At 63.4% G+C, this 13,216-nt stretch carries 10 protein-coding genes; 6 read left to right on the forward strand and 4 right to left on the reverse strand.

Going from position 1 to position 13,216, the window contains the following annotated elements:
* Positions 1–28 precede the first annotated feature (28 nt).
* Both JWN03_RS14150 and JWN03_RS14155 read left to right on the forward strand, forming a co-directional pair.
* Complete coding sequence (locus JWN03_RS14150; protein WP_297614495.1) at positions 29–1,189, forward strand: hypothetical protein; 1,161 nt, start codon at positions 29–31, stop codon at positions 1,187–1,189.
* Between the two features lie 1,112 nt (positions 1,190–2,301).
* On the forward strand, positions 2,302–2,883 hold the full coding sequence (locus JWN03_RS14155) for a hypothetical protein (RefSeq protein ID WP_297614497.1): 582 nt from the start codon (positions 2,302–2,304) through the stop codon (positions 2,881–2,883).
* Positions 2,884–3,217: 334 nt separating this feature from the next.
* Here the strand turns inward: JWN03_RS14155 and JWN03_RS14160 are convergent, their stop codons facing one another.
* The 3 genes from JWN03_RS14160 to JWN03_RS14170 all read right to left on the reverse strand — a co-directional run bounded on the left by JWN03_RS14160 (position 3,218) and on the right by JWN03_RS14170 (position 7,313).
* Entirely contained in the window at positions 3,218–4,165 is a 948-nt protein-coding gene (locus JWN03_RS14160; RefSeq protein WP_297614499.1) for a hypothetical protein, read from the reverse strand.
* 343 nt (positions 4,166–4,508) lie between these two features.
* Positions 4,509–5,522 (reverse strand): replication-relaxation family protein, encoded by a 1,014-nt coding sequence (locus JWN03_RS14165; RefSeq protein ID WP_297614517.1) that lies wholly within the window; start codon positions 5,520–5,522, stop codon positions 4,509–4,511.
* A gap of 522 nt (positions 5,523–6,044) precedes the next feature.
* Positions 6,045–7,313 (reverse strand): ATP-binding protein, encoded by a 1,269-nt coding sequence (locus JWN03_RS14170; protein ID WP_297614501.1) that lies wholly within the window; start codon positions 7,311–7,313, stop codon positions 6,045–6,047.
* A gap of 585 nt (positions 7,314–7,898) precedes the next feature.
* Between JWN03_RS14170 and JWN03_RS14175 the strand changes: the two genes are divergently transcribed.
* Entirely contained in the window at positions 7,899–8,120 is a 222-nt protein-coding gene (locus tag JWN03_RS14175; RefSeq protein ID WP_297614503.1) for a DUF397 domain-containing protein, read from the forward strand.
* A gap of 81 nt (positions 8,121–8,201) precedes the next feature.
* Here JWN03_RS14175 and JWN03_RS14180 read toward each other — a convergent pair whose 3' ends face one another.
* Positions 8,202–9,122 (reverse strand): helix-turn-helix domain-containing protein, encoded by a 921-nt coding sequence (locus JWN03_RS14180; protein ID WP_297614505.1) that lies wholly within the window; start codon positions 9,120–9,122, stop codon positions 8,202–8,204.
* A gap of 172 nt (positions 9,123–9,294) precedes the next feature.
* Here JWN03_RS14180 and JWN03_RS14185 point away from each other — a divergent pair, with 172 nt between their 5' ends.
* The 3 genes from JWN03_RS14185 (at position 9,295) to JWN03_RS14195 (ending at position 13,006) form a co-directional block, all read left to right on the forward strand.
* A complete protein-coding gene (locus JWN03_RS14185) occupies positions 9,295–9,522 on the forward strand; it encodes a hypothetical protein (protein WP_297614507.1) in 228 nt (75 codons plus the stop codon).
* A 234-nt stretch (positions 9,523–9,756) separates the two neighbouring features.
* A complete protein-coding gene (zomB, locus tag JWN03_RS14190; RefSeq protein WP_297614509.1) occupies positions 9,757–11,682 on the forward strand; it encodes a flagellar motor control protein ZomB in 1,926 nt (641 codons plus the stop codon).
* Between the two features lie 67 nt (positions 11,683–11,749).
* Complete coding sequence (locus JWN03_RS14195; protein WP_297614511.1) at positions 11,750–13,006, forward strand: glycosyltransferase 87 family protein; 1,257 nt, start codon at positions 11,750–11,752, stop codon at positions 13,004–13,006.
* Positions 13,007–13,216: the final 210 nt, after the last annotated feature.

The following is a 13,216-nucleotide window of genomic DNA, read 5'->3' on the forward strand; positions in this document are numbered from 1 at the left end:
CGGATCAACGACGCCGGGGGAGTACCAGTTGACGACTGCACTACCTAGTCGCGACGAGGCGCTCAGCGGAAAGTCGCCCATGATCATTGTTCATTGCCCGCACAGTAATCGTGGGTCGATCCCTCGACTGCTGGCCTCGGTGGCAAGCGCTTCGCAGAGCACGCTTGGCCTCGCTGCTGCGGTGCTTCTACCTTCTGCCGCACCTCTCGCGCACACCCAGTGGCTGTCCAGTTGCCAGGCTGCCTCACTTCGCATAGCCGACCCTGCGTGCTACCTGCGCGATGGTGACCTTCTTAAGGTAAAGAAGATCAACTCATACGCGCCAAAAAGAGCTCCATACCTCCTACGTGCGGAACTGGACATCGCCGAAGTACTTGATGCACAACGCTTAGTGGGCGCCAATCTGTTGCTTTCGCCGGGCTCGGTGGTGGATCCGGCCGACGCAGAAAACTCGCTGGATACCGTATTCGAGCAGGCTGACGACGCGCTAGCAGCGCTGGACGACTTTGAGCGGCTCGCGTTGAATCTCACCGTATCTCAGCAATGGCTGACCAACCCGGTGTTGAGGGATACGTTGCTGGCCCGCCTGATCGACCAGGAACAATTCGATGTGTGGTACATCAGGGTGCAGTGGCCATCGTCGCTGCCGACTTTTCACCAGCCCACTGATCGAAAGCTGCTCGACGGTTACAAACGACTCGCACAATTAGCTACTGATGAGGACCGCCTGCTCCTACTGCCACAAACCGGATTAACTGGGTGGCTGCAGCTCGGGTTTGGTGCCACTGCATTCGGGGCGAGTCTTGCTGGCGCTGGACATGCGTTCAGGGAGGAGTCCCAGCGTGGTGGAGGGCCTACCGAACGAGTTCAACGTTATTTTGAACCATCACTGCTGCATACGGTTGAACGGTCGGCACATGCGGTGGTGGCCACGGCCGCAGAGTACAGCCAATGCCAATGCCCGTACTGCCCGCTGCTATGGAAGAAGCCGGACTGGGACCACCAGCTCGCCGAGCTTCACCACCTGTATTGGATGGGGCGGCTGGCCGCTGTTGAATCGATGACCGGCAGGCCACGGCCTGCCGCAGTCCGACGCACCGTTCGCACAGCACTCAAGACCGCGGCTACGCTGCCGCTTACCGGCCCTAACGTGCCGCAGCACCTACCAGTCTGGGATCAGATCCTGTAGTAGCGACTAGCGTCCGCCCGAATACATTCGGCAGCTCTCCTGACACTCGACCCGCAAGATACAGCGAGACTGACCGTTCAACGAGGAATTCCCGCTCGAACCGGCTGGTGCGTGGAGCGCCGGGTTCGATCCATTGCTCCACAGCACCATCGACACGTACGGTGGCCAAGCCAATTCCGTAGGCACTGAACCATTCTGAATTTCTTTGTGCCGCAGCCGCAGAGGCGTCATCGAGTGCAATCCACGCAGCGTCTGCGACTGCGGTGTGTCGGGCAGCTTGTGCAACGGCGCCACGCCAGTCGCGGAGCTTCGCTTCGATCGTGACAACTCGGCGAGCTAGCGAACGATATCGGTAGGTTGGCTGCCATCCCTGACTCACTCTGCGCATGTGCCCACCCTCGACCAGCCGTGGCAGCACTGTCCTACGCAAATGCGCAGTCGTGACACCGACATGCTGTGCCATAAGTTCCGCGGTCCATATCGTCCCGGTGGGACGGTGCACCTGTGCGGTCGTGACCATCACCCGCACATCGACAAAGTCCTCGACCGCTCCGATGTCCCCTCGGGCGCGCATAGCCCGTCGGTCGAGTTCCAGCAAGACGAGATCGGGAACTCCTGCAGTGCAGGGTACTTCGAGCAATACAGTCGATCGCGCCCCGAAGCGGGAGGCCGCGTTGACAAGGGGCTCGAGCATGTCGGCCTCAGTTCTGAACCGAGCCTGGCCCGTCTGCGTTGGTGCCGTCACGTCAATAACCCTAGCGATACCGTGTCGGAGTCTCGAGTCTTTGGATGTCACGGTTCGGGCGGCCGCACCTGCTGCAAGCGCGGTAATGGATCGTGCCCAGGTGGTTGCATCCGAGTACGGCATGGGAGGGGCACTCGTTGCGGCGTGTGTGGGCAACGAAGAGCTGTTCGGATGCCACGCCACCGTAATCAATCTCATGCTAACGGCGCGCCACTTCGGCGCTGCTCGGGTCAATCGCGCGCCGCGAGCCCCTAATCTCGACACGCCCTGTCAGCGTCGCAGTGCACGTGGGCAGTTGCGGGGGTTCCAGTGGCTCGGTATCGCTAGGGTGATCAGTCTGCTGGTGAAGCTGTAGAGGGGATCCACCATGGAGAACTGGGGCAACAACCCTGCGACATTCGGTGCCGTCGGCACCACTGGAGCGGCGATCTTCGCAATTGTCGCGATCGTCGTTGCCTGGCACTCGCTGCGCGAGTCGCGCCGACAGGGCGGGGCACTCCAAGCTGAAGTTCGTGATCGCATGCGGCCATGGGTTGGATTGTTCGGCTTCGAGTTCGTACGAGATCACGCCGGAAAGGCAGGATTGTGCCTACAACTACGCAACTTCGGGCCGCTTCCGGCCCGACAGGCTCGTCTCTGTCTCATCGTCGAACCGCATGAGGGCAATCCCGGGGAGCAACCCAACCCCATCAATTACCGCGAGTCAACCTACAAAGTTCTGATCCCAGAAGAAGATGGCAACTACCGCATCTCCCTGGCCCAGTTCTCGCAACTCGAAGGTTGGATCGCGGATAAACGAGACCTAGTCATCAAAGGAACATTCGAGTACGCGCTCGATGAGCGGGCCTTCGAATCACAGTTCGAGGCGAAGCTGTGGTTCAGCAAACCAACTCCTCCCACCCCGGGCCCGTTGGTAGAAATGAACTGGCGCAACACTTCTGCGACCTGAGAACCTCAGAGGACGGCCCACCGTTGCGGTATTTCGACCATGGTGTCGCCCTCGGGTACCGGATCGACGTCTTTGTTTGAGCATCCGGTCGGGAAGGCGTGGGCGGCCGGGTTTGGTGTGGGCGAAAGAATTCGAAACGTGCCGGCGGGCAGTAGCTTTGCCGCCTGGCGGGCAGGACATCGAGTTGCTGGGCTCGCAGTCGGCATTGAGGAAGCCGCTGAGTTCGACCCCGAACGCGCGTCCCAAATGTATGTGGCTGGTGGTCGCGTATAGGCAGTGGGCGGTGTTCTCGTTGCCGCCGCCGACGGTCTCAGTCCGCTAGAGGCGTGTTGGGCTATTGAGTGCGGAGCGCCGACTCGATGAATCCGATCCCGTCATTGATGCACCAGACCAATACTTCCGGGTCCATGGCATCCGGACCATTCAGCAGACCAGCTCGCAACTCCTCGGCCCCGACGGGAAGTTCACGCGGCCTGCGTGCCCGTTCGATCAAGGTGGGAAACGCGGATTCGTCGCGGCCTTCGAAATGCTCCAGCGGCCACGGGCCACAGAACGGCTTCTCCACGAAGTACTCGACTACTCGCGGCCAATCCGGCATGCCGAACCAATCGGAATGGATGCTTCCCCAGCATGAGTACACTGCGATGAACCATTCCACGTCGTGATCGTCGCGTTGTGTCAATTCGGCGAAATACTCCACAGCGCTGGTTGCCTCGGCCACCCATCTTTCGTAGTACTGCCTGGGGATGAGGTCCGACAAAGATTTACCGGCCACCGAGCGGAGAGGGTTTGTCAGCCGCTCGCCGAGTCGATCCCACGCCTCTTCCGAACGGTCGCCCGCCATGAGGAAATCGCGGAACATCCGGAAGGTAGAGACGTTGGCCGCGAACATCTCGCCATCGTGTGGCCCTGCAGGATCGCTGTGCGCATCTTCCACGATCGTGTTGCGCCAGGCACCCAGCGTCATCGAATACGCCGCGACCGCCAGACGATCGGCTTCGGTGAAGCTGGTTTCGTAGTCCTGGCGCTGGGTCCACATCTTGTCGGCGTATTCCGTGGTCCAGAGGTGCTTGTCGTAGCTGCTGTTAACCGGCCGGTAGATGTTGCCGTACTCGGCGGTGCGCTCGATCGTGACGAACCCCTTCTTTTCGAGTGCTGCCAGCTTGACCCGGATGGACTTGACCTGTTCGGAGGTTATGTCGTATTCGTCAACTTCCCACGAACGTGGATGTGTCAGCTTCGCGATCCTCCGCGCTTGGATGCCGCGGGGAAACAGATCCACGACATCGACGATCTTCTGGTACTCGGGTTTCAGAGCCGCGTATGCCGCGAGCTCGGATTCGCCTCTCACACGTCCCCCTTGGATGAGCATGAAAAGAAGATCTCGCGGCCAGGGCTCGCCGCAACGCGGATCAGTCGGGAGGTTCCCGGTCGCCGTCGGACGTATGCATTTTCCGGGCTGAACGTGATCGTGTCTGCCGATTGCCCGAGATCGGTGGGTATTTCGCCGCGAAAAGCTCAATGCCAGGTGTCACCACGGCATCGTCACCGAGAAGTGAGACTGCTGCAGAGCGTTCTCGTCATCGGATCACCGCACCCGAATCGATCCAATGGACACGAGATTCTCAGGAGTCGTTCTCCAGGATGATCGGCTCTGACGGATCGGAACCCGCGGTCAGGTCCGTTATGCCAGCCCTCGCCCGGTTCGAGTCTAGAACGGCCCGGATATCCGGCGCGCCGGGGTCGAAGGCGGCTTCGTTGTAGGGCTGGCCGGTACCGGTGTGGTGAGCGATTCGGGGGCCGCATTCGGGTAAATCAGCCAGATGGAGTCGTTGGGTGGCGGTGTCGCTCTGGGGTTTCCACCGCGCCCAGACCGGGCCTGCGTGGCCGTCGGGATGCGCATGATCGCGGGCCGTGGTGGCGATCACGAGTCCTGGGGTATTGCCGGACGGCGCCCGGTGAAGCGCTGCGCGCAACGTCGTCTCGCGGCGGGACGAGTGCAGCGAGAACAGCAGGATGCCGAACTCGCTTGTGGGGAAGCGCTGGTAGACAGTGAGTTTGCCGGTGAGGGTGGTCAATGATTCTGTGCCGGTGTCGTATTCGAGGAAGAAGCGCACCGTGCGGTCGTTCTGTTCCCAGCAGCCGTACCCGTCGGGGTGTAATCCGACGGTTTCCCCGGAATACAGGTCGAGGCGGAAGGCGTCGGCGCACTGGCGCTCCGACCACCATTGGGTCAACCCGGCCACCGGACCTGGGAGGGCGGCGTCGCGGTGGCGGGCGGGGTTACGGTGGGCGGCCAGGCCGCAGAAGAAGTCGTTGACCCCGAGGCGGTGGGCGAGAGTGGGCGAGCACGCCAGTCGTTCCAGCATCAGGGCGTACGCACCTGGGGCGGGTGGTTTCTCGGCTCGTGTGGCGGCGATCAGGCGGGCACCGAGATAGCCGAGGGCGTGGCGGGTTTGGCTGGTGCCGCCACCGTAGAGCGATTCGCGGAAGGCGAAGAGCATGCCCATCTCACGCAGTTTCCGCAGCCGGTCTTGTGCGCGGCGGGTCGAGGTGAATTCCAAGGCGGCGATCTGGTCGGTGGTGAGGACTTTGTGTTCGGCCAGGACCGAGAGCAGGCGTCGGTCACGGTCGAGCAGACGGAACCAGGGACCCGCGTCCGGATGTCCGCCACGGTGAACGGCGCGCCCACCGCGCCGCCGGGGGTGTGAGTGTGTATGAGTATTGGTACTGAGTCTGGATTCCGCCCCACTACTCCGATTCTGTTGTTGACCGGCGCGGACGCGGTAGCCGTGTTCGGCGTTTGGAGTGGCGGCTATAGGGCGCCGAGCAGGCGCTGCCCCAAATGCACTGCCATCCGCCGACCCATCCGCAACCGCTTCATCGTCACTGCCGGTCATCGGGCGCCACCGCCCGCCATTTCCCGGGAACCCACGGGGCGAATCATGATGTCCGGCCCGTCGACCAGCACCGCGCGGTTCGTATGCTGGTCCGTCAGGTCCACTGAACAGCAGAGCCGCAGGTCAATAGCCTGCGGCTCTGCCTTCTTCGTGACAGTGCGCGAACCGGAGGCGGAGGATTCGCGTTGGTTGGACTGTCCGGGGACGTCTGGGAAACGATCGAGCTCGGCGGATCACTGGGGCTGATGTTGTTCGAGGCGATCATGGTCGTGCGTTCCACAGGGCGCTGACCGGCAGGGCACGGAATTTCGGTCCGAACGGGAGAGTTTCGGTGCCGGTGTAGAGCACGTATCCGGCGAGGAGGTTGTCGCCCAGACGTTCTGCGAGGTGGCGGAGACCGCGGAAGTCCTCGCCCTTGACCGTGGCGGCGGCTTTCACCTCGATGGCGATCACCTCTCGGCGGTTGTTCTCGAGAACGATGTCGACTTCGACGTTGTCGCGAGTGCGGTAGTGGAACATGCGCGCCTCCTGATCGGACCAGGTGAGCTGGCGAGCGAGTTCGGCGGCTACGAAGCCCTCCAGCAGTGGTCCGAGCGGGCCGTTCACGGCCCGCAGCGAGCGTGGGTCGGCGCCGCACAGATATGTCGCGATACCGGAATCGACCATGAACACCTTGGAGGTTGCAACGGCCCGGGTGGTCAGGTTTCGCGACCAAGCGGGGATGCGTTTGATCAGGAAAACTTCTTCCAGGAGGCGCAGGTAACGGGCAACGGTGTCCTTAGGCAGGCCGAGTTCATTGCCGAGGGCGCCGGGCACCAGGAGTTGACCGGACCTGGCCGCGACGAGGTTGGTCAGGGTGAACATCTCTGCGGTGCGTTCGATTTCGGAAAGCTGCATCACGTCTCGGTTGATCAAATCGGCGACGTAGGAGGAGAAGAATCGGGAACGCCGTTTGCCCTCTCGTGCAACAGCTTCGGGGAAGCCACCGCGTGCGATCCGTTCGATGTAGTCATCGCGATGCTCGGCCCCGTCATGCCGTAGCTGTGGTCCGCGCTCGAAGGCGCAATCGACGAATCTGTCCGGCGCGCCGTCGATTTCGCCTTGAGAGAGCGGCCAGAGTTCGATCGTTTCCATGCGTCCGGGAAGGGCATCTGGAACGCTCCGTAGCGCCATGACATGAGCCGAACCGGTCAGCAGGAACCTGCCGGGCCGCCCATCGGCGTCGACGGTTTCCTTGATAGCCAGCAGCAACTCCGGTACTCGCTGCACCTCGTCGATGATCAATAGGGAATCGTCGAGGACGAACTGCGTAGGGTCATAGCCGGCTGCCTGCCGGGTCTCCGGCTTGTCGAGGCTCCGCCAGGTCGCGCCGATCTCCCTACCTATCCGGGCGACCAGCGTGCTCTTGCCGCATTGGCGAGCTCCGTTGACCAGGACGACGCGAGTATCCGCTAGTGCTTCGTGGACTGCCGAGTGGGCGTGACGGGGAAGGATCCGACCAATCGGCGATGATGAGAAGGACGAGGTCACCGAAGTAGTATTGCATGCGGTGTGCGCGTTTTGCCGCACTATCGATGCGCATCTTGCCGCCAGTAGTGTGCGCGTTCTGCCGCTATGTTCGTGCGCGTCTTGCCGGCACTGAAACAGTCGTTTTGCCGCAACGTTGTAGATGAGTCCGCAGTTGATTCGTTGCGGTCGGGCAGGTGGAGCGGTCGCGATCATCGGGCATCACCAGCCGAGCCCGGCCGGCTACCAACCGCGCGGATCATGATGTCCGGCCCATCTACCAGCACCGCCCGGTTCGTATGCTGGTCCGTCAGGTCCACCTGGATACACAGGTCAGGCCCGGCAATCTGCCGGGCCTGACCTGTCTGATTCGACCGACCCCACTCTGCTGCCCCCGGGAATGGCAACGGCGGGATGGGGGCTACTTCGGCACGGTGATTTGTCGGTGGGTCGCCGTAAGGTTGCGTTTATGAGCATTTCGACGCGGCGGCGCGCAGGCCCAGGTGAATTCAGTTGCGCGGTCGGTGGTTCGGATAGCACTGTGTGTGTCGTAGGCGAGTCAGGTGCAGGGTCATGGGGAGTGACCCTCGGGGGGAAGGAATGAATGTCATGAACTGCAATATGATTCGCGGGGAGCGCCGCGGCCCGAAGTTCGCCAAGAGCAGCTTCAGTCACGGTGGCGGCGATTGTGTCGAAGTCGCGTACCACGAAGGCCAGATCGCATTACGCGATTCCAAGGATCGGCACAGTCCTACACTGTGGTTCACGAAATCCGAATGGCGAGCATTCACGTCAGGTGTGCGGGCCGGCGAATTCGATTTCGCCGACTGACGTGCAGGTGGTGTCGCAGCGAATTCGCTGCGACACCACCACCCCACGTGCGGCCGACCCCTCGACGGCCGCGGAATCAGGTCAATTGGTAACGATGCGGTGGATCTCGTCCCGGAGTTCGGCGAGAAATACGCGGGCATCGTTGTCGAACAAGGCCATTCGAGTCAAAGCCGACCAGCGGCGGCGATGGGCGTCGACAAGTTCGGGGCCGCGCGTGACCATGCTTCCCGAGATCGCTTCCGCGGAGGCGAGCGCGTGGTCCTCGTTCTCGTAGATGACGAAACCGTGTGGGATCGTGGTACTCGCCTCGATGTCCTGCGGAATCACGCCGATGACGACCGTATCGAGGGTCTCGATCGAGATGATCCGGTCCAGTTGGGCGAGGAGTACTCGATGCGGGCCGAGCCGAAAGCGCAGGGCCGCTTCGGTAATCAGGAATTCGAAGCGCTTCGCGGGGTCGTACAGCACCCGCTGGCGATCCAGGCGCGCGGCGAGCGCGGCCGCCAGCGCGTCGGGCGTATAGGCCGGATCGAAAGTGGCGAATACCCGGCGGGCGTAGTCGGCGGTCTGGAGCAGACCCGGCACCAGCGCGGGCTGGAAGTTCCGCACCACGTGCGCGTCCTCCTCGAATGCCCGTACATCGTCCTGCAAATGCGGGCGGTCCGCGAGCGAGGCCGCCCAGTCGTCCACCTCGGGTGAGTGCGCCGCTTCGGTGAGAGCGCGTAGCGAATGCTGAGAATCTGCGTCTGCCCCAACCGCTTTGGCCCAGTCGAGCACCTGCGGTAGCGGGGGAACCACGTTGCCCGCTTCGATCCGGGACAATGTCGACTGGCTGATTCCGACTTGTTTGGCCAGTTCCCGCCCCGAGATTCCGGCCATGTCCCGCAGCCGACGCAGCTCCGCACCCAACTGCTGGCGTGGGCGCGACTGGTGCGCAACGGAATTCGCGGCGGCTGCTGCCGCCGCTGTCGCGCTCTCTGCCGGTCGATTCAGTGGAACCATGATGATTCAGATCGAACCATCTTGATTCAGTCAAGTCAAGACTCGCCCGGCCGCAACAGGAATCAGGCGTGGAATCGCTGGTTCGAAACGCTTGTGCAGAACCGTTGCGGCAGTGCACAATTCCGGCGTCAAGATCGTTTTTCGCCGCCCGCGGGCGGCACGGGGAGGAACCATGAACGTCAAGAGCGCACTCGTCCGTACGGCGCTGGGCACGGCCGTCATCGCCGCCGCCATCGTGACCACTGCCGGCACCGCGGGTGCCGATGTGCAGCTGCAGCCGATCGATAACGGCACTCAGCAGAACTCCGAGATCAGCGATTTCGGCTCGGGTAGCGCCGCCGGCTCCGGCCACGCCATCGGCTCCATGCTTGGAAAACTGTTGTTCCAGAACAACAACTGACCTCACGGGTCCGTGCCCGTTGCTCGTCCGGCAGCTGGTGTCGGGGCGATGCGTACGGGCGCGGACCCGCGGAGCTAGACCCCAAGATTGCTGGGTGGGCGCTCGTTGGATTGCGCGGTATGGTTCGCCCGTACCAATTAGGGGGACCATGAGTTACCTTTCCGCGCTGCCCGTACGGCGCAGCGGTCTCGGGTTTTCCGGCCGCCTGCGCATCATTGTGTTCGGCTCACCTAGGTGACGTTGGCTATCTCGCCCGACCTCGTGAAGGGCGCAGAGCCTGCGGTTGCACCGGCAGCACGGCGACGATTTCGCGCAGTTTCCGATGGCGGAATTCTGCTCACCGCTGCGCTTTTCGCGATCGGCGGCTGGGAGCGCCGGTGGATTGCCGACGACGGTTTGACCGTGCTGCGTACGGTGCGAAACCTACTGGCGGGCAACGGTCCGGTATTCAATGTGGGGGAGCGCGTCGAGGTCAACACCAGTCCCGCTTGGACGTACCTCATTTGGTTCTTCAGCTGGCTGACGGCGGCCCGGCTGGAGTATGTGGTGCTGGGTATCGCGCTGATGCTGTCGGTTGCGGCCATTGTTTTCGCGATGCTGGGCTCGGCACGGTTGTGGGGTGGCGGCGGTGCCCAATTACTGCTTCCGGCAGGGGCTCTCGTCTATGTTGCGCTGCCTCCGGCCCGCGACTATGCCACCTCGGGCCTGGAGTCCAGCCTGGTCATCTGCTGGCTTGCGGTGCTGTGGTGGTGGTTGATTCGCTGGAGTCGCGCCGAAGGGGTGAGTTTCGCCGGCGTTTGCGGCTTGTCCTTCGTGGCAGGTTTGGCGCCGCTGATTCGGCCGGAGACGACGCTGGTCGGCGCGTTGGCGCTGCTGATGATCTGCGGTGCGCCGATGCCGGGGATTCGGATGCGGCCGTGGATGTTCCGTGTGCTGATCGTGGCGATTGCGGGTCTCGTCCCGGTCGCTCATCAGATCTGGCGCATGGGCTATTACGGTCTGCCGTACCCGAATACGGCCGTCGCCAAGGATGCCGGCGGCGCGAAATGGCGGCAGGGGCTGGTCTACCTGTGGAACCTGGTCGGTCCGTATTGGCTGTGGGTGCCGCTACTGGTGCTGGGTGTGGCAGCGGTCGTGGCGTTCCGGTCCCGGCATATCGAATCGGCGGGTCTGCTCGCCTTCGACGCGAAACCGACTCCGCGCGAGCGCATTTACCGGCTCCGGAGAGGGCTGCGAACCCCGTCCGCGGTGGTTGCCCTCATGCTCGGCAGCAGTGTCCTGCTGACCGTTTACGAGATCCGTGTCGGCGGCGACTTCATGCATGGCCGCATGCTGCTTCCGCAGCTGTTCTGCCTGCTCCTGCCCGTCATGGTGTTGCCACTGAAAGTGTCAGCCGCGCAGGCGGACCCGCGCCGAGGCTGGACCTTTCTCATCGTGCCGGCGGCTCTGGCCGGAACCGTGGGCTGGGCGCTGTCGGCGGCCGGCACGACCGCCATCGAAACCGCCAACAAGATCACCCCCTCCGGCATCGCGGACGAGCGCCTCTACTACATCCAGACCACCGGCCACGATCATCCGATCCGAGCCGAGGACTATCTGGACTACCCGCGCATGCGCGCCATGATCGGCGATATCGCAAGCGCCCCGAACGGCGGCCTGCTCACCAATACGCCGTCCTGGACCTGGCAGCTCGTCCCGCCCTCGACCCCGATCCCGGAGGGTGGCGCCGGGCATACCGTGTTCTTCATCAACCTCGGCATGATCAGCATGAACACCCCGTTGGCGGTCCGTGTCCTCGATCCGATGGGCCTGTCGTATCCGCTCGCTGCACACACCTTCCGGTTCCCCGACGCCCGCATCGGCCATGACAAGAACCTCGACTCGGACTGGGCAATCGTCGACGCCGGTATGGCGAATGAGCACCCCGGGCTGCCCTGGTTCGTGGACGAGGGCTGGGTCACCCGGATTCGAACTGCTCTGACCTGCCCAGAAACCCAGGACCTGCTGGCCTCGACCCGCGCTCCGCTCACCTTCGACCGTTTCGGGCGGAACATTCAGCAGTCGCTGAACTACGCCAGGTACCGCATAGACCGGGTGCCGGAGAACGAAATCGAGCGGTGTCACCTGCTTGACCCGCGCGACCCCAACGCACCGAGGTAGCGGGAGCCTGTCGGTGGGCCGGGTGCGGGTGCGCGCCCGGGCGGGGACGCCGATAATGTGGTCGCGGATGACTGGATCTACCGCTGTTGATGTGCCGAAGTTGCCGGGCCGCCGTTTCGGGCGAGTGATGTGGCTGGTTCCGGCGTTTTGTGTGGGCCTGACCGCGCTGTGCCTGATGGTGCCGGTGTGGCCGTTCAAGAAGATCACGGGTGGGTTCATCGACCTGCAGGTGTATCGGCTGGGGGTGCAGGCGCTGTGGCACGGCGGGGATATGTATGGGCAGTTGCCGCAGACCACTATCGGGATCGGGCTGCCGTTCATCTACCCGCCGTTCGCCGCATTGGTGCTCGCGCCGTTCGCGCTGGTGCCCTGGGATGCCGCTCGCATCGCATTCTTTGTGACCTCGGTGGCTGCGCTGGCGATCTCGTTCTATCTGGTAGCACGGCGGGTGTGGCCAGGGGAGAGTCGGCAGCGGCTCGGGCTGTGGGTGACCGCCTGTGCCACGCCGCTGGCCCTACTGCTGGAGCCGACGCACTCGACGCTGGATTTCGGGCAGGTCAATCTGCTGCTGATGGTGCTGGTGGTGGCCGACTGTCTGGCGGAGAAGCCGACGTGGCGGCGCGGCATGCTGATCGGTATCGCCGCCGCGGTGAAACTGACGCCCGCCGCGTTCATCCTCTTCTTCCTCATCCGGCGTGACTACAAGGCCGCCGTCACGGCCGCGATCACCGGTGCCGTGACGACCGCGCTCACCTTTGCCGTACTGCCGCATTCGTCGATGAAGTACTGGTTCGGCGGGATGGGCAATGTGTCGGGGCTCAGCGGTTCGGCATTCCACACCAACCAGTCGATTCAGGCCGTGCTGGCTCGGCTCGAGATCCACAAGCCACTACTCACGATCCTGTGGCTGGTACTGAGCGCCGCACTACTGGCACTGGTGGTGCCCGCCATGCGCCGCGCGGCGGACTTCCCGCCCCTGGCCCTCGCAATCAACGCCGTCTTCACGCTGCTGGTGTCCCCGATCTCCTGGTCGCACCACTGGATCTGGATCGCCCCCGCCCTACTGGCGATGGTCGGCTACGCCACCCAACTACCCTGGCGCTCCGCCGTGGGCTGGTACGCGGTCACCGCGATCACGACTGCGGTCTTCGTCATCGGCCCGCAGAATTGGCTCCCGGACGGTGAACACCGCGAATCACACTGGACGCCTTGGCAGCACGTCATAGGCAACACCTACGTCTGGTTCAGTGTGCTGCTGGTCGCGCTATTCCTGCTCAGTACCCGGCGTGCACGGCTCGTCGCTCCCTCCGCTGCCCCGCCGTGATCGCGGTGACCTACCGTATCGGCCACCTCGTCGGTATTGCCGGGTAGACCGTCACCGCGGTTTCACCGGTCACGCGCCGTGACGGCTGCCAGGGCGGTCGCCGCGACTTCGTTTGGCGGGGGCCCGATTTCGATGGCGATAATGTCTTCGCCGGGAGCGGGATCCTCGAGCGTGCCGAGTTGGGAGTCGAGCAGACCGGGCGGCATGAAG

The organism is Nocardia sp., assembly GCF_025465275.1.
Taxonomy (GTDB): Bacteria; Actinomycetota; Actinomycetes; order Mycobacteriales; family Mycobacteriaceae; genus Nocardia.